Here is a 16,360-nt window from a genome sequence, read left to right on the forward strand (position 1 = left end):
GATGAGACGACATGCGCTTCTTGGCGCGGTGATGCTGATAGGCCTGGGTGGCTATGCCTCGGACCTGTTCGCTGATGATAAAGAGGCGGTGAAGGCGTTCGACACGGTGCAGAAAGTGTTCCAGAACCCGCGTTGCCAGAACTGTCATATCCCTGGCGACTCGCCGTTGCAGTTCGACGCCGGTGTTCCTCACGCAATGAATGTGGTTCGCGGCCTGGACGGTAAGGGCGCAGCCGGTTTGCCGTGTGCCAGTTGTCATGCCGAACGCAATCCGCCGGCCAGTTATGGCCCCAACTCGCCGCCCGGAGCACCGCATTGGAGCCTGCCGCCGGCCGCGCACAAAATGGCCTGGATCGGTCTGCCGGCCGACAAGTTGTGCGCGATGATCAAGGACCGTTCCAGCAATGGCGATCGTGATTTTGCGGCGCTGATCAAGCACGTCAGCGACGATAAGCTGGTGCTTTGGGGCTGGAATCCGGGTGAGGGGCGGGCGCCGGTGCCGGTGCCCCACGATATCTTCGTCACCCAGTTCAAACTCTGGGCCGATGCTGGAGGGCCGTGTCCGGTGGCAGGTAGCTGACCAGCGGCGCGTTTATAGGGAGTCATATCGGGTATGAGCGACTCTAACGTTCATACCCATCAAAGGAGTGAGTGATGTTAACCCCAGGCAAACCGCTCAAACCCGGCGCTGGCGCAGACATGCGTGCGCCGAATGCCCTCGACAGCGCAGATCGCGATGTACTGCGCGATCTGGCGCGAAAGGCCGAGCAAGAGCTGATGGGCGTGCAGATGGCGAGCATGGACGAACTGACGCTGCTCTCCAATCGTCATGGCTTCGAGGCCTTGGCTCAGTTAGGGTTGGAAGCCTGTCAGCAGTTGGGCAAACCAGCGACCCTGCTGTTTTTCGACCTTGATGACTTCAAGCGCATCAACCAGCTGTACGGTCGCGCCGAGGGCGACAATGCCCTGAAAACCTTTGCCGATGTCCTGCGCATCGCCTTTCGTGAAAGCGATGTGATCGGCCGGCTGGGCAGCGATGAGTTTGCCGCCTTGTTGACCGGCGCGGACGCCGTGGAAATCGCCGCGATCAGAGCGCGGCTCGAAGAAATACTCGATGAGCGCAATGCCACGGTGCATCGTGGCTATAACATTCGCTTCAGCGTCGGGCAGATCGAGTTTGATTCTCGGCTACACCAGACAGCGCAAGACTTGTTGGCCTTGGTCGATAAGGCGATGTGCGACCGACAGTTCGACGCTCCTCATTCTTGAGTGGCGTCTTGCAAGACCGCTGCAATGTGCTCGGCTGTTCGCAACAGCCGAGCATCGTCTCTGAACCTCCCGATTATCTGTAACCCTATAGGCAACATGGCTTGGGCGCGTATCAGCGGGATATTCACCTGCGGCCAGCCAAACGCGCCCCAGAACTTGATGAAATCCGACGGTCCGGTGCTTTCCAGGCCCATTGGTGCGACCATCCCGCAAGTGGCGCCGAGCATGGCGTCGAAAGGTTGGCAAAGCTCATTCAAGCGAGGGGCAAGATTAGCCAGGCGCGCCTTGGCGGCGGATTCCTGTTCCCACGCTGTCGCCGCCGCTCGCTCGAACATGGCCTGTATCGAAGGGCTCAATTGTGGCCGGTGTCGCTGAAATTCCTTCGCCAGTGAACGGGCACCTTCGCAATCGTTAATCAACTGATGATCGTCGAACACCCCCTCAAACTCATCCGGCAGCGGCACTTCGCTCACGTGATGGCCGGCGCTACGCAACTGATCCGCTGCCTGTTCCAGAGCACGGGCCACTTCGGGGTCTACTTGATCCCAGCGTGACGTACGGCAGAAACCCAATTGCAGCGGACGCCGTTCGACCTCAGGTACCAGGAAGCCGGGAATCAACACTCGCGCCACGAGGTGCAGATCGCGCATTGATCGTCCATACCAGCCCACGGTGTCGAAGCTCGGCGCCAGCGGTTTTACACCTTCCAGCGACACCAGGCCCAACGACGGTTTGAAGGCGAAGAGGCCGCAGTAGGACGCCGGCTTGAGCAGCGAGCCAGCGGTCTGTGTGCCCAGTGCCAAAGCAAAGAAACCTGCCGCCATCCCGGCTGCCGAACCCGCGCTGGAGCTGCCCGGCGTGCGAGCGAGGTCGTGGGGATTGCGGGTCGGGCCGGTGTGCATGTACGCAAACTCGGTGGTGTGGGTCTTGCCCATGATCAGCGCTCCGGCCTGGCGCAGCAGCGTCACCACGTGGGCGTCCCGGGACGGTTGATGGCCGGCATAAATCGGCGAATAGAATTGCGTCGGATAGGCAGCGGTGTCGAAGATGTCCTTGATGCCGACGGGCACGCCGGCCAGCAGGCCTCGGTCATTGTTTTGCGCAGCATCGACGCGTACCTGCTGGGCGTCGAACGAGACGAAGGCCTGGATATCCGATTCCTGCGCCTGAATGCGTTCAAGAAAGGCTTCGGCGATGGCGGCAGCGGTTGTATTGCCATTGACCACCGCTTCACTGAGGGCGGTGGCATCAAGGGTAGGGCCGATCATTTGGCGAACAACTGATTGATATTTTTGAATGCCTTGAACTCCAGGGCATTGCCGCAGGGATCGAAGAGAAACATCGTCGCTTGTTCGCCCACCGATCCCTGAAAGCGGATACCCGGTTCGATCACGAAGCGCGTGCCAAGAGCTTTCAAGCGCTCGGCCAGCGTCTCCCATTCCTCCATTCCCAATACCACACCGAAATGCGGCACCGGTACGTCGTGGCCATCCACGGCATTGGTATGGGCTACTTCCTGAGAAACGTTTTTCGGTGCCAGATGAATCACCAGTTGATGACCGAAAAAGTTGAAATCGACCCAGTGATCGCTGGAGCGACCTTCTTCCAGGCCGAACACTTCGCCATAGAAACGTCGGGCAGCGGCCAAGTCGTAAACCGGGATGGCCAAGTGAAAAGGGGACAATTGCATTGGGCGTGCCTCGACGGGTTGAGAATTAAGATCGAGTTTAGCCCTGTGCTTTTTGATTGAAAGAGGATAGTTTTTGCGGCGAGCTCAAATTATTTCGATCAATAGGGGGCCCCATGCTGCGTGAACTGAAAACCTTCATTGCCGTGACCCGTCATGGCACGTTCGCTGCGGCAGGTATGCACATTGGCCTGACGCAGTCGGCGGTCAGCGCGCAGATCCGCAACCTCGAACAGGCGTTGGGCATTCGCCTGTTCGATCGCACCGGACGCCAGGCGATTCTCAACGCGGCGGGGCAGCGGGCGTTGCCGATGGCGCGGGAAATCCTTGAGACCTTCAACCGCATGGCCGTCAGTGATAGCGTCGGCGAGTTTCGTGGCGAATTGAAGATCGGCGCGGTGGCCACCGTCCAGACCGGGTTGTTGCCGCGCGCGCTGTTGCGACTCCGGCAACAGGCGCCATTGCTGGAGGCGAAGCTGGTGCCGGGGGTATCCCTGAATCTGTTGAGTCAGGTGGACACCGGCGAAGTGGACCTGGCGATTCTGATCAAGCCGCCATTTGAACTACCCAAGGAATTGTCGGTGCAAGTCATTCGCCGGGAGCCGTTTGTGCTGATCGTGCCGGCAGACCTTGAGGGCGACGACCCGCTGCTGTTACTCGCCAACCACCCTCACGTACGCTACGACCGCAATTCTTTCGGTGGGCGCTTGGTGACTCGTTTTTTACGCGAGCAGCAGATCGATGTGCAGGTGGCTCTGGAGCTGGATGAGCTGGAAGCTATCGTCAAAATGGTCGAATGCGGGTTGGGTGTTTCGCTATTACCCGAGGCGGGGCTGTGGCTTGAGCATGGGGCGAAGGTGCGGATCATCCCGTTGGGTGAGCTGACGTTCTACCGGGAGATCGTGTTGTTGCAGCGTTATAGCCAGCGGAGCCTGCCGATTCAACTGCTGTTTGCCCAATGTCTGTCTCCAATTGACGACTGAACACCATCCCCTGTGGGAGCGAGCCTGCTCGCGATGACAATGTCAGACGCACTGCATGTATCGACTGACGAACCGCTATCGCGAGCAGGCTCGCTCCCACAGGGGGCTGCATCGATTTTGAAATGGCAGGCATAAAAAAACCCGCCTGAAGAGGCGGGTTTTTTGATGGCTAACCGAAGATCACTCTTCGATGTTGCCCATGGCGGTGGTGTTGAAGCCGCCGTCTACGTACATGATTTCGCCGCTGATGCCGGACGCCAGGTCCGAGCACAGGAAGGCGCCGGCGTTGCCGACTTCGTCGATGGTGACGTTACGACGCAGCGGGGTTTGCGCTTCGTTGGCGGCCAGCATCTTGCGGAAGTTCTTGATGCCGGAAGCGGCGAGGGTGCGGATCGGGCCAGCCGATACGCAGTTGACGCGGGTGCCGTCCGGGCCCAGGGAGCCGGCCAGGTAACGCACGCCAGCTTCCAGCGAAGCCTTGGCCATGCCCATCACGTTGTAGTTCGGCATGGTGCGCTCGGCGCCCAGGTACGAAAGGGTCAGCAGGCTGCCATTGCGGCCTTTCATCATTTCGCGGCCAGCCTTGGCCAGGGCCACGAAGCTGTAGGCGCTGATGTCGTGAGCGATGCGGAAACCTTCACGGGTGGTGGCTTCGGTGAAGTCGCCGTCCAGTTGGTCGCCCGGGGCGAAGCCGACGGAGTGCACGATGCAATCCAGGCCGTCCCACTTCTTGCTCAACTCTTCGAAGACCTTGGCGATTTCTTCATCGCTGGCCACGTCGCACGGGAAGCACAGCTCAGGGCTCGAGCCCCAGCCTTGTGCGAATTCTTCGACACGACCCTTGAGTTTGTCGTTCTGATAAGTGAAGGCAAGCTCAGCGCCCTCGCGATGCATGGCGGCAGCGATGCCGGATGCGATGGACAGCTTGCTGGCGACACCGACGATCAGTACGCGCTTACCGGCGAGAAAACCCATGTGTTGCTCCTCTTTTCAGGTTTATTGCGCAGTGGCTGGTGCCAGAAAAGCGGCTTCCAGCAACTGCTGTGTATACGGATGTTTGGGGGCGGCAAAGATACTTTGCGCGTCTCCCTGTTCGACCACTTGGCCATGCTTGACCACCATCAGCTGGTGGCTCAGCGCTTTGACGACAGCCAGGTCATGGCTGATAAACAGATACGTCAGGTTGTACTTGGTTTGCAGTGAACGTAGCAGCTCCACCACTTGGCGTTGCACGGTCCGGTCGAGGGCCGACGTCGGCTCGTCCAGCAAAATCAACGCCGGTTTTAGCACTAATGCCCGGGCAATGGCGATTCTCTGCCGTTGCCCACCGGAAAATTCGTGGGGGTAGCGGTGCCGGGTTTCCGGGTCCAGACCTACCTCCTTGAGTGCCGCAATAATCGCTTGTTCCTGTTCTGCCTCGGTGCCCATCTTGTGGATCCGCAGGCCTTCGCCGACGATCTGGCTCACGCACATCCGTGGGCTCAGGCTGCCGAACGGGTCCTGGAACACCACCTGCATTTCCCGCCGCAGCGGCCGAACCTCACTCTGCGTCAGGCAGTCTAGCTGCTTGCCTTCAAAACGGATGGTGCCTTTGCTACCGATCAGCCGCAATATTGCCAGGCCGAGCGTCGATTTGCCGGAACCGCTTTCTCCCACAATCCCCAGCGTCTGGCCCTGGGGCAGGCTGAAATTAATGCCGTCGACCGCTTTGATATGGTCCACGGTCTTTTTCAGAAAGCCTTTCTTGATCGGGAACCAGACTTTCAGGTCCTCGACCTGCAGCAACGGCGGGCCAATCACATTGGTCGCCGGCTTGCCGCTGGGCTCCGCTGCCAGCAGTTCCCGCGTGTACGGATGCTGCGGCGCGCGGAACAATTCTTCGCACGATGCCTGTTCGACGATGCAACCGCGCTGCATGACACATACCCGATGCGCAATTCTTCGTACAAGGTTCAAATCATGACTGATCAGTAACAACGCCATGCCCAGACGGGCCTGCAATTCCTTGAGCAGTTCGAGAATTTTCAGTTGAACGGTCACGTCCAGCGCCGTGGTCGGTTCGTCGGCGATCAACAGTTCCGGCTCGTTGGCCAAGGCCATCGCAATCATCACCCGCTGACGCTGGCCACCGGACAATTCGTGGGGCAGGGCCTTGAGACGCTTCTGCGGTTCGGGGATGCCGACCATTTCCAGCAGTTCCAGCGTGCGCTTTGTCGCGATTTTGCCGGTCAGGCCTTTGTGGATGCCCAACACCTCGTTGATCTGCTTCTCGATCGAATGCAGCGGATTGAGCGAGGTCATCGGCTCTTGAAAGATCATCGCGATCCGGTTGCCGCGGATGTGGCGGATGGTTTTCTCTTTCAGGGCCAGCAGGTTCTGGTCGGAATAGGTAATGGTGCCGGACGGATGCCGGGCCAGCGGGTAGGGCAGCAGTCGCAGGATCGAGTGGGCGGTCACCGATTTGCCGGAGCCGCTTTCGCCCACCAACGCCAGGGTTTCGCCGCGCTTGATGTCGAAGCTCACGCCTTCGACCACCCGCTGAACGCGCTCGCCGACGATGAATTCGACGGCCAGGTCGCGCACTTCGATCAGATTGTCCTGATTCATTTCACTTCCTCGGGTCGAAGGCATCGCGAGCGGACTCGCCGATGAACACCAGCAGACTCAACATCAGCGCCAGCACCGCAAACGCACTCATACCGAGCCACGGCGCTTGCAGATTGGATTTGCCCTGTGCCACCAGTTCACCCAGGGACGGCGCTCCCGGCGGCAGGCCGAAGCCGAGGAAGTCCAGGGCGGTCAGCGTGCCGATGGCGCCAGTCAGGATGAACGGCATGAAGGTCATGGTCGAGACCATCGCGTTGGGCAGGATGTGGCGGAACATGATCGCACCATTCTGCATGCCCAGCGCCCGGGCCGCGCGCACGTATTCCAGATTCCGGCCGCGCAGGAACTCGGCGCGCACCACATCCACCAGGCTCATCCACGAGAACAGCAGCATGATCCCCAGCAGCCACCAGAAATTCGGCTGCACGAAGCTGGCGAGGATGATCAGCAGGTACAGCACCGGCAACCCGGACCAGATTTCCAGAAAACGCTGCCCGGCCAGATCGACCCAGCCGCCATAAAAGCCCTGCAAGGCCCCGGCGATCACGCCGATGATCGAACTGAGAATGGTCAGCGTCAAAGCAAACAGCACCGAAATCCGGAAGCCATAAATCACCCGGGCCAGCACATCGCGGCCCTGATCGTCGGTACCCAGCAAGTTGTCGGTGGACGGCGGCGCCGGGGCCGGGACTTTCAGGTCGTAGTTGATACTCTGGTAGCTGTAGGGGATCGGCGCCCACAAGACCCAGGCATCCTTGGCCTTGAGCAGTTCACGGATGTAGGGGCTCTTGTAGTTGGCTTCCAGCGGGAATTCGCCGCCGAACGCGGTTTCCGGGTAGCGCTTGAGGGCCGGGAAGTACCAGGCGTTGTCGTAATGCACCACCAGCGGTTTGTCGTTGGCGATCAGTTCGGCACCGAGGCTTGCGCCGAACAGAATCAGGAACAGCCACAGCGACCACCAGCCACGCTTGTTGGCCTTGAACAGTTCGAAACGTCGGCGATTGAGAGGGGACAGGTTCATCTCAATGCTCCCGGCTTTCGAAGTCGATGCGCGGATCGACAAAGGTGTAAGTGAGGTCACCGATCAATTTCACCACCAGCCCCAGCAGGGTGAAGATGAACAGCGTGCCGAAAACCACCGGGTAATCGCGGTTGATCGCTGCCTCAAAACTCATCAAACCGAGGCCGTCGAGGGAGAAAATCACTTCCACCAGCAACGAGCCGGTGAAAAAGATCCCGATGAACGCTGAAGGAAAACCGGCGATCACCAACAGCATGGCGTTGCGAAATACATGGCCGTACAGCACGCGGTGACGGGTCAGGCCCTTGGCCTTGGCGGTGACCACGTATTGCTTGTTGATTTCATCGAGGAAGCTGTTCTTGGTCAGCAGCGTCATGGTCGCGAAGTTGCCGATTACCAATGCGGTCACCGGCAGTGCCAGGTGCCAGAAATAGTCGAGGATCTTGCCGCCGGTGCTGAGTTCGTCGAAGTTGTTCGAGGTCAGGCCCCGTAGCGGGAACCAGTCGAAATAGCTGCCGCCGGCGAACACCACAATCAGCAGGATGGCGAACAGGAACGCCGGGATCGCGTAGCCGACGATGATTGCCGAACTGGTCCAGACGTCGAAGTGGCTGCCGTGTCGCGTCGCCTTGGCGATCCCCAGCGGGATCGACACCAGGTACATGATCAGCGTGCTCCACAGCCCCAGGGAGATCGACACCGGCATCTTTTCCTTGATCAGGTCGATGACCTTGGCGTCACGAAAGAAGCTGTCGCCGAAATCCAGGGTGGCGTAGTTCTTGATCATGATCCACAAACGTTCCGGCGCCGATTTGTCGAAGCCGTACATGTGCTCGATTTCCTTGACCAATGCCGGGTCCAAGCCTTGGGCGCCGCGATAGGCCGAGCCGGCCACCGACACTTCGGCGCCGCCGCCGGCAATGCGGCTGGTGGCGCCTTCGAAGCCTTCGAGCTTGGCGATCATCTGTTCCACCGGCCCGCCGGGGGCGGCCTGGATGATCACGAAGTTGATCAGCAGAATGCCGAGCAGGGTCGGGATGATCAGCAGCAGTCGCCGAAAAATATACGCCAGCATCTGATTACTCCGTGCCCGCAGGGTCGGCTTGCAGTTTGGTTTCGACTTCTATCGGCAGTGACGCGTCGGGCTTGACCCACCAGGTATTGATGCCGATGTCATATTTGGGCGAAACCTTCGGATGGCCGATGTGGCTCCAGTACGCCACGCGCCAGGTCTTGATGTGCCAGTTGGGGATCACGTAATAGCCCCATTGCAGCACCCGGTCCAGCGCTCGGGCGTGGGCCACCAGGCTTTGGCGCGAATCGGCGTTGATCAGTTGCTCGACCAGTTGGTCCACCACCGGGTCTTTCAGGCCCATGGAGTTGCGGCTGCCGGGTTTGTCGGCTGCGTCGGTCATCCAGAACTCACGCTGTTCGTTGCCCGGTGAGTTGGACTGCGGGAAGCTGCCGACGATCATGTCGAAGTCCCGCGAGCGCACACGGTTGATGTATTGCGAGACGTCGACCCGGCGAATCACCAGGTCTATGCCGAGGTCGCTGAGGTTGCGCTTGAACGGCAGCAGCACCCGCTCGAACTCGGTCTGGGCCAGCAGGAATTCGATGGTCACTGGTTTGCCGGTGGCGTCGACCATTTTGTCGTCGGCGATCCGCCAGCCGGCCTCTTGCAGCAGTTGATAGGCCTTGCGTTGCTGGGTGCGGATCATGCCGCTGGCGTCGGTCACCGGGTTCTGGAACGCTTCGCTGAACACTTGCTCGGGAATCTTGCCGCGGAACGGGTCGAGGATCGCCAGTTGATCGGCGTCCAACAGGCCAGTGGCAGCCATTTCCGAGTTTTCGAAGTAACTGCGGGTGCGCGCATAGGCGCCGTTGAACAGTTGCTTGTTGGTCCATTCGAAGTCCAGCAACAGGGTCAGTGCCTGACGCACGCGCACGTCCTGAAACACCGGACGGCGCAGGTTGAACACGAAGCCTTGCATGCCGGTGGGGTTGCCATTCGGGATTTCTTCCTTGATCAGCCGACCTTCGGTCACCGCTGGAATGTTGTAGGCCTTGGCCCAGTTTTTCGCGGCCGATTCCAGCCAGTAGTCGAACTGACCGGCCTTGAGCGCTTCCAGCGCGACGGTGTTGTCGCGGTAGTAGTCGGTGGTCAGCACGTCGAAGTTGTAGAAGCCGCGATTGACCGGCAGGTCCTTGCCCCAGTAATCCTTGACCCGCTCATAGCGCACCGAACGTCCGGCCTTCACTTCGCTGACTTTGTACGGGCCGCTGCCCAGCGGCAATTCCAGGTTGCCCTTGTTGAAGTCGCGGGTAGCCCACCAATGCTTGGGCAGCACCGGCAACTGGCCGAGGATCAGCGGCAATTCACGGTTGTTTTTGTGCTTGAACTTGAACAGCACCTTCAGCGGGTCTTCGGCGACCACTTCTTCCACGTCGCTGTAATAGCCGCGGAAGAGCGGGGCGCCGTCCTTGATCAGGGTCTGGAAGCTGAACACCACATCTTCGGCGCGTACCGGGTGGCCGTCATGGAAGCGTGCTTCGGGACGCAGGTAGAAACGCACCCAACTGTTGTCCGGGGCTTTTTCGATTTTGCCGGCGATCAGTCCGTATTCGGTAAATGGCTCATCCAGACTCTGTTTGGCCAGGGTGTCGTAGATCATGCTGATGTCGTCGGCCGGCACGCCTTTGTTGATGAACGGGTTAAGGCTGTCGAAGCCACCGAACCCGGCCTGGCGGAAGACCCCGCCCTTGGGCGCGTCGGGGTTTACGTAATCGAAATGTTTGAAATCGGCCGGGTATTTCGGCGGCTCGTTGTACAGGGTCAGGGCATGTTGCGGAGCGGCGCAGGCCAGCCCAGCGAACAACAGACCGCTGGCCTGCAAGAGCAGGGCGCGTACGGATTTCATCGATCTTGCTCCGAAGATTTCAGCCACCACGCGCTCAGGCCCAGGGTATAGGGCGGCGTGGTGACGAAGGCGAACCGGTTGCGGTAGGCCAGGCGGTGATAATTGAGGTACCAGTTGGGAATGATGTAGTGCTGCCACAGCAGCACCCGGTCGAGCGCCTTGCCGGCGGCGACTTGTGCATCACGGGTCTGGGCGGCGAGCAGTTGTTCGAGCAAATGGTCGACCACCGGGTTGGCGATACCTGCGTAATTCTTGCTGCCCTTGACCCCGACCTGGCTGGAGTGGAAGTACTGCCATTGTTCCAGGCCCGGGCTGAGGGTCTGGTTGAGGGTCATCAGGATCATGTCGAAATCGAACTGATCGAGGCGTTGTTTGTACTGGGCACGATCAACAGTGCGCAGCCGTGCATCGATGCCGATGCTGGCGAGGTTCTCGACGTAAGGTTGAAGAATGCGTTCCAGGTTCGGGTTGACCAGCAGGATCTCGAAGCGCAACGGTTGGCCGATGCTGTTCTGTAGCCGCTGACCGCTGAGCTTCCAACCGGCCTCGGCGAGCAGCTCCAGGGCCTTGCGCATGGTTTCTCGCGGAATGCCGCGGCCTTCGGTCTGCGGCAGGCTGAACGGCTCGGTGAGTAGCTTGGCGGGCAACTGATCGCGATAGGGCTTGAGCAGCAGCCATTCATGACCGACTGGTAGCCCGGTGGCGGAGAACTCGCTGTTGGGGTAATAGCTCATGGCCCGCTTGTAGGCGCCGCTGAACAGCGTGCGGTTGGTCCACTCGAAGTCGAACATCAGCCCCAGCGCTTCGCGGACCTTGGCCTCGGCGAAGGCCGGTCGCCGGGTGTTCATGAACAGGCCCTGGCTCTGGGTCGGGATCTGATGCGCGATTTGCGCCTTGATCACATCGCCACGGCGCACGGCCGGGAAGTTGTAGCCGTTGGCCCAGTTCTTCGCCTGATGCTCGATGTAGATGTCGAACTCACCGGCCTTGAACGCTTCGAAAGCCACGTCGCTGTCACGGTAGAACTCGACTTCCATGCGATCGACGTTGTACTTGCCGCGATTGACCGGCAGGTCCTTGCCCCAATAATCCTTGACCCGTTCGAAGATAATCTGCCGCCCGGGCGTTACCGAGGTGATGCGATACGGCCCGCTGCCCAATGGCGGCTCGAAGGTGGTGGCCTTGAAGTCGCGACCTTCCCAGTAATGCTGGGGCAGCACCGGCAACTCGCCCAGGCGCAGGATCAACAGCGGATTGCCAGCACGTTTGAAGACGAAACGGATGCGCCGTGGATTGAGGATATCGACCCGCGACACTTCCTGAAGGTTGGTGCGGTATTGCGGGTGACCGTCCTTGAGCAGCAACCGGTACGAGAACGCCACGTCGTAAGCGGTGATCGGCGTGCCATCGTGGAAGCGCGCTTCGGGGCGCAGGTTGAACACCACCCAGCTGCGGTCTTCGCTGTGTTCCACCGATTGGGCAATCAGGCCATAACTGGAGGTCGGCTCATCACCAGATGGCGCGTATTGGCCGGTGCCGACCATCAACGGTTCATTGAGTTCGTTGATGCCGTATTGCAGGAAGTTGCCGGTGGAAACCGGGCTCGAGCCTTTGAATGTGTAAGGGTTGAGCGTATCGAAGGTGCCAAACGCCATTACCCGCAACGTACCGCCCTTGGGCGCTTGCGGGTTGACCCAGTCGAAGTGGGTAAATCTGGCCGGGTACTTGAGCGTGCCGAACTGCGCATAACCATGGCTTTCGCTGATCGTCGCGCTTGCGGGGGAGCTCAAGGCCAGGCTGATCAGGAGCAGGAGGAGGGGACGCTTCAAGTCAGAGATCCGATCCAGGCGGCTTGGGCTTTGTGGGCCGTACAGTAACAGCTTGTATCGACAGGAAAAAGACGGGGGGTTAATGCGCGGTTAATTGTGTCGGTGAACGCCTTGTAGCAGCTGGCGAAGCCTGCGTTCGGCTGCTACAGGGCTGCGATCTTTTCAATTTTTAATGCGGCGAAGCAACTGTCAGCATCTGCCCGGGCTTCAGCGCCTGGCCAACCCGAGGGTTCCAGCGCTTGAGGTGCTGCATTTCAACGTTGAAGCGTTTGGCGACCATGTACAGCGAGTCGCCTTGCTTGACCTTGTATTGGGTCTGTTGCGTATTGTTTGTAACCCTGCCGTTCGCCTTGCCGTTCGCTGCGATCACGGTGTTAACGCGCCCGGATTTGCGCTTGGTTGTGTCCTGCATCACCAGGGTCTGGCCGACCTTCAGGTTCTTGCCGGTCAGTCTGTTCCAGCGTTGCAGGTCCTTGACATCGACCTTGTTGGCCTTGGCAATGGTGCCCAGGTTGTCGCCGCGTTTGACCCGGTAAGCGCGCTTGAGGCTGGCGATTTCGCTGTCGTCTGCCCCTTCGAATACCGGCTTGAGCGATCGCTGACTGATCAGCTCGTCCGGGCGCATGGTCGACAGGCTGGTCGTCAGCAGTTGCGCCTTGGACGTCGGCACCAGCAGATGCTGGGGGCCGTCGATGGTGGTGCGCTGCTTGAAGGCCGGGTTGAGCTGGAACAGTTCGTCTTCGTCGATGTTGGCCACCGCGGCAACCTTGGACAGGTCCATGCGCTGGTTGATTTCGACGACCTGGAAGTATGGTTCGTTGGCGATCGGGTTGAGGTTCACGCCATAGGCATCGGGCGCCAATACCACTTGCGACAATGCCAGCAGTTTCGGCACATAGGCCTGGGTTTCCGCTGGCAGCGGCAGGTTCCAGTAGTCGGTCGGCAGGCCGAGTCGTTCGTTGCGCTCGATGGCCCGGCTGACCGTGCCTTCGCCGGCGTTGTAGGCCGCCAGGGCCAGCAGCCAGTCACCGTTGAACATATCGTGCAGGCGGGTCAGGTAATCCATGGCCGCGGTGGTCGAGGCGGTGATGTCGCGACGGCCATCGTAGAAGCGGGTCTGACGCAGGTTGAAGTAACGCCCGGTGGAAGGAATGAACTGCCAAAGACCCACCGCGTTGGCCCGGGAATAGGCCATCGGGTTGTAGGCGCTTTCAATCACCGGCAACAGCGCCAGTTCCAGCGGCATGTTGCGTTCTTCAAGGCGTTCGACAATGTAGTGAATGTAGAGGCTGCCGCGTTCGCCGGCGCTTTCGAGGAAGGATGGGTTACTGGCGAACCACAGGCGCTGTTGCTCGATGCGCGGGTTGACGCCCAGGTTGTCCTGCAACTGGAAGCCTTGGCGCATGCGCTCCCAGACGTCCTGTGGAATTTGCGGTGTTGGTTTTTCGCTGAGCCAGATGGGTTTTTGCTTGGCTCGAGCGGCGATATTCGGAGTGTGTGTCGCTTCGGTCTGCGGCACATGGCTGGAACAGCCCGCCAAAGTGGCGGACACAGCCACCGCGATGGCTTGAGCCAAGCGGGTCAATGCGTCTGAATTGATGGCTTTACGAATAGGTGACGACATTGGCTGGAAGTAAGTTCCGGGCAAAAATGTCGGGCGATTCTAGAAAGCGCACCCCCTTCGGTCAACCATTCAGAATTTTTGTATCAGCAAGCAGGCTGCCTAGAACGTATCTTTCCAAGCTCGAAGAGCAGCAAAAACCGCACTCGGAGCCCGGTTATTGGTTCCATTCCGTTCGTCCACTTTTTCTTTAACGGATGTTTCGCCGGTACGCAAAAACGGATTGGTGAGCTTTTCCAGTGCCAGCGTCGAAGGCAGCGTCATGATTGCGGCTTCGCGTTGTCGGGTCACTTTGGCCAGGCGTTCGAGGGTATCGGGGTTGCCCGGTTCGACTGCTGCGGCAAATTTCAGATTGCTCAGGGTGTACTCGTGGGTGCAGTAGACCAGCGTGTCTTCGGGCAGCGCTGCGAGGCGGCTCAGCGAGTGATGCATTTGCTCGGGCGTGCCTTCGAATAACCGTCCGCAACCGGCGGCGAACAGGGTGTCGCCGCAAAACAAATGGCCCTGGTGATAAAAGGCAATGTGCCCGAGGGTATGGCCCGGCACCTGGATGACGTCGAAGTCCCAGCCCAGCGCGCTGATGCGGTCATTGTCCTTGAGGGGCACGTCCCGCGCCGGGATGTTTTCGCTGGCCGGGCCGTAGACTGTCGCGTCTGTCGCTTTTTTCAGCCGCTCGACGCCGCCGACATGGTCATGATGGTGATGAGTGATCAAAATATCGCTCAACACCCAACCCGGGTGCGCCGCGAGCCAGGCTAGTACTGGCGCGGCATCGCCCGGATCGACCACGGCGCAGCGCTGGGTGCTGTGGTCTTGTAACAACCAGATGTAGTTGTCGGTGAAGGCGGGCAGGGCACTGATCTGTATCATCGTCGGATTCGCCAAGCGGAAAACAATGGTGCATCTTAGAGCTTCCTGGCGCGTTGGAGAATGCAATGACCGATAAAGCGTTCGCTCAGGCCGATCCTGAGTGGCTGACATTGATCAGCGCGGCCCGTGAATGGCTGTCCGGCCCCATCGGGCAATTTCTGCTGGACGAAGAACGACGCATGCTCGAAGACGAGTTGGGGCGCTTCTTCGGCGGTTACCTGGTGCATTACGGCCCTTCGGCGCAAACACCGCCGTCGGCGCCGCAGGTCCAGCGCAATGTGCGGCTCGGTGCGCCGTTGCCGGGGGTCGAGATCGTCTGCGAAGAGCAGGCCTGGCCTTTGAGCGAGCACGCCGCCGATGTGGTGGTGTTGCAGCACGGGCTGGATTTTTGCCTGTCGCCCCATGGTTTGCTGCGTGAAGCGGCGAGCAGCGTGCGCCCCGGTGGGCATCTGCTGATTGTCGGGATCAACCCCTGGAGCAGCTGGGGCCTGCGTCATGTGTTCGCCCATGACGCCTTGCGCAAGGCTCGTTGCATTTCGCCGTCGCGGGTTGGCGACTGGCTGAACCTGCTGGGCTTCGCGCTGGAGAAACGCCGCTTCGGGTGCTATCGTCCGCCGCTTGCGTCACCCGCCTGGCAGGCTCGTCTGGCCGGTTGGGAGCGCAAGGCCGGTGACTGGCAACTGTCGGGTGGCGGCTTCTATTTATTGGTGGCGCGCAAGATCGTGGTGGGCCTGCGGCCCGTCCGTCAGGAGCGGCGCGAACCGATGGGCAAGCTGATTCCATTGCCGATGGTCAAGGTCAACCGTCGTCACCTCGAACCGTAATACCCATTTTATTTTCCCGGCCGGGTTCGCCCCGGCCTCGGGCATCGTCGATCACTGATCGGCGAGCCACCGCATTTTCTGGATAGATTGGCATGAGCGATAGCGTAGAACTCTTCACCGATGGCGCCTGTAAGGGCAACCCTGGCCCGGGCGGCTGGGGCGCGTTGCTGGTGTGCAAGGGCGTTGAAAAAGAACTCTGGGGCGGCGAAGCCAACACCACCAACAACCGCATGGAGTTGATGGGCGCGATCCGTGGCCTGGAAGAGCTCAAACGCTCCTGCGACGTACTGCTGGTGACCGACTCCCAGTACGTGATGAAAGGCATCAACGAGTGGATGGCCAACTGGAAGAAACGCGGCTGGAAAACCGCGGCCAAGGAACCGGTTAAAAACGCCGATCTGTGGAAACTGCTCGACGAACAGGTCAACCGTCACAACGTCACCTGGAAATGGGTGCGCGGTCACATCGGGCACCACGGCAACGAACGGGCCGACCAACTGGCCAACCGTGGCGTGGATGAAGTGCGTGGGTACAAGCAGGCTTGATTCACTGCTGATGCACCGCGTCGTGGCCAATCGCGAGCAGGCTCGCTCCCACACTTGATCTTCGTTGAGCACAAATTCTGTGAGCCCCGAGTTCAATGTGGGAGCGAGCCTGCTCGCGATGGGTGCAACACGGTCTATCTGAAAGACCCCGGCGAGCGTGTTAACATCGCCGCTTTTGCACGA

General features: G+C 60.0%; 15 protein-coding genes. 5 read left to right on the plus strand and 10 right to left on the minus strand.

Features of this window, described 5'->3' with window-relative positions; all coding sequences use genetic code 11:
* The first annotated feature begins 1 nt into the window (after position 1).
* Together ACYZT2_RS13270 and ACYZT2_RS13275 are read left to right on the plus strand one after the other, a co-directional pair.
* Positions 2 to 580: a hypothetical protein gene (locus ACYZT2_RS13270; protein WP_461972744.1), complete on the plus strand. Its 579-nt coding sequence runs from the start codon at positions 2 to 4 to the stop codon at positions 578 to 580.
* 74 nt (positions 581 to 654) lie between these two features.
* Positions 655 to 1,269 carry a GGDEF domain-containing protein gene (locus tag ACYZT2_RS13275; protein ID WP_461972746.1) on the plus strand — a complete coding sequence of 205 codons (615 nt, stop codon included), beginning with the start codon at positions 655 to 657 and terminating at the stop codon, positions 1,267 to 1,269.
* On the opposite strand, the gene ACYZT2_RS13280 is transcribed toward ACYZT2_RS13275, so the two are convergent.
* Complete coding sequence (locus ACYZT2_RS13280) at positions 1,260 to 2,537, minus strand: amidase (protein WP_461972748.1); 1,278 nt, start codon at positions 2,535 to 2,537, stop codon at positions 1,260 to 1,262. The two genes, ACYZT2_RS13275 and ACYZT2_RS13280, sit on opposite strands and share 10 nt — an antisense overlap.
* Complete coding sequence (locus tag ACYZT2_RS13285) at positions 2,534 to 2,959, minus strand: VOC family protein (RefSeq protein ID WP_461972750.1); 426 nt, start codon at positions 2,957 to 2,959, stop codon at positions 2,534 to 2,536. The genes ACYZT2_RS13280 and ACYZT2_RS13285 overlap by 4 nt, the downstream gene beginning before the upstream one ends.
* A gap of 113 nt (positions 2,960 to 3,072) precedes the next feature.
* Between ACYZT2_RS13285 and ACYZT2_RS13290 the strand changes: the two genes are divergently transcribed.
* Positions 3,073 to 3,939: a LysR family transcriptional regulator gene (locus ACYZT2_RS13290; RefSeq protein WP_461972751.1), complete on the plus strand. Its 867-nt coding sequence runs from the start codon at positions 3,073 to 3,075 to the stop codon at positions 3,937 to 3,939.
* Positions 3,940 to 4,119: 180 nt separating this feature from the next.
* Here the strand turns inward: ACYZT2_RS13290 and fabI are convergent, their stop codons facing one another.
* The 8 genes from fabI to gloB all read right to left on the minus strand — a co-directional run bounded on the left by fabI (position 4,120) and on the right by gloB (position 14,808).
* The gene (gene fabI, locus ACYZT2_RS13295; protein WP_090282903.1) at positions 4,120 to 4,914 is read right to left on the minus strand and encodes an enoyl-ACP reductase FabI; all 795 of its coding nucleotides are present in this window, start codon (positions 4,912 to 4,914) and stop codon (positions 4,120 to 4,122) included.
* A gap of 21 nt (positions 4,915 to 4,935) precedes the next feature.
* Positions 4,936 to 6,546 (minus strand): ABC transporter ATP-binding protein, encoded by a 1,611-nt coding sequence (locus ACYZT2_RS13300; protein WP_461972753.1) that lies wholly within the window; start codon positions 6,544 to 6,546, stop codon positions 4,936 to 4,938.
* 1 nt (position 6,547) lies between these two features.
* Complete coding sequence (locus ACYZT2_RS13305) at positions 6,548 to 7,567, minus strand: ABC transporter permease (RefSeq protein ID WP_448723916.1); 1,020 nt, start codon at positions 7,565 to 7,567, stop codon at positions 6,548 to 6,550.
* Position 7,568: 1 nt separating this feature from the next.
* Positions 7,569 to 8,642 carry a microcin C ABC transporter permease YejB gene (locus tag ACYZT2_RS13310; protein WP_007906757.1) on the minus strand — a complete coding sequence of 358 codons (1,074 nt, stop codon included), beginning with the start codon at positions 8,640 to 8,642 and terminating at the stop codon, positions 7,569 to 7,571.
* A 4-nt stretch (positions 8,643 to 8,646) separates the two neighbouring features.
* Positions 8,647 to 10,488, minus strand: coding sequence for an extracellular solute-binding protein (locus ACYZT2_RS13315; protein ID WP_461972756.1), 1,842 nt, complete (start codon positions 10,486 to 10,488; stop codon positions 8,647 to 8,649).
* Positions 10,485 to 12,317, minus strand: a complete 1,833-nt coding sequence (locus ACYZT2_RS13320; RefSeq protein ID WP_461972758.1) for an extracellular solute-binding protein — start codon at positions 12,315 to 12,317, stop codon at positions 10,485 to 10,487. The genes ACYZT2_RS13315 and ACYZT2_RS13320 overlap by 4 nt, the downstream gene beginning before the upstream one ends.
* A gap of 169 nt (positions 12,318 to 12,486) precedes the next feature.
* Positions 12,487 to 13,941 carry a transglycosylase SLT domain-containing protein gene (locus ACYZT2_RS13325; RefSeq protein ID WP_461972760.1) on the minus strand — a complete coding sequence of 485 codons (1,455 nt, stop codon included), beginning with the start codon at positions 13,939 to 13,941 and terminating at the stop codon, positions 12,487 to 12,489.
* A 99-nt stretch (positions 13,942 to 14,040) separates the two neighbouring features.
* On the minus strand, positions 14,041 to 14,808 hold the full coding sequence (gene gloB, locus ACYZT2_RS13330; RefSeq protein ID WP_461972762.1) for a hydroxyacylglutathione hydrolase: 768 nt from the start codon (positions 14,806 to 14,808) through the stop codon (positions 14,041 to 14,043).
* A gap of 65 nt (positions 14,809 to 14,873) precedes the next feature.
* On the opposite strand from gloB, the gene ACYZT2_RS13335 reads away from it, so the two are divergent.
* Positions 14,874 to 15,632: a methyltransferase domain-containing protein gene (locus ACYZT2_RS13335; protein WP_461972765.1), complete on the plus strand. Its 759-nt coding sequence runs from the start codon at positions 14,874 to 14,876 to the stop codon at positions 15,630 to 15,632.
* 92 nt (positions 15,633 to 15,724) lie between these two features.
* The gene (gene rnhA / locus ACYZT2_RS13340; protein WP_003180633.1) at positions 15,725 to 16,177 is read left to right on the plus strand and encodes a ribonuclease HI; all 453 of its coding nucleotides are present in this window, start codon (positions 15,725 to 15,727) and stop codon (positions 16,175 to 16,177) included.
* The last annotated feature ends 183 nt before the right edge of the window (positions 16,178 to 16,360 follow it).

The sequence above is a fragment of the Pseudomonas sp. MDT1-85 genome, assembly GCF_054898065.1.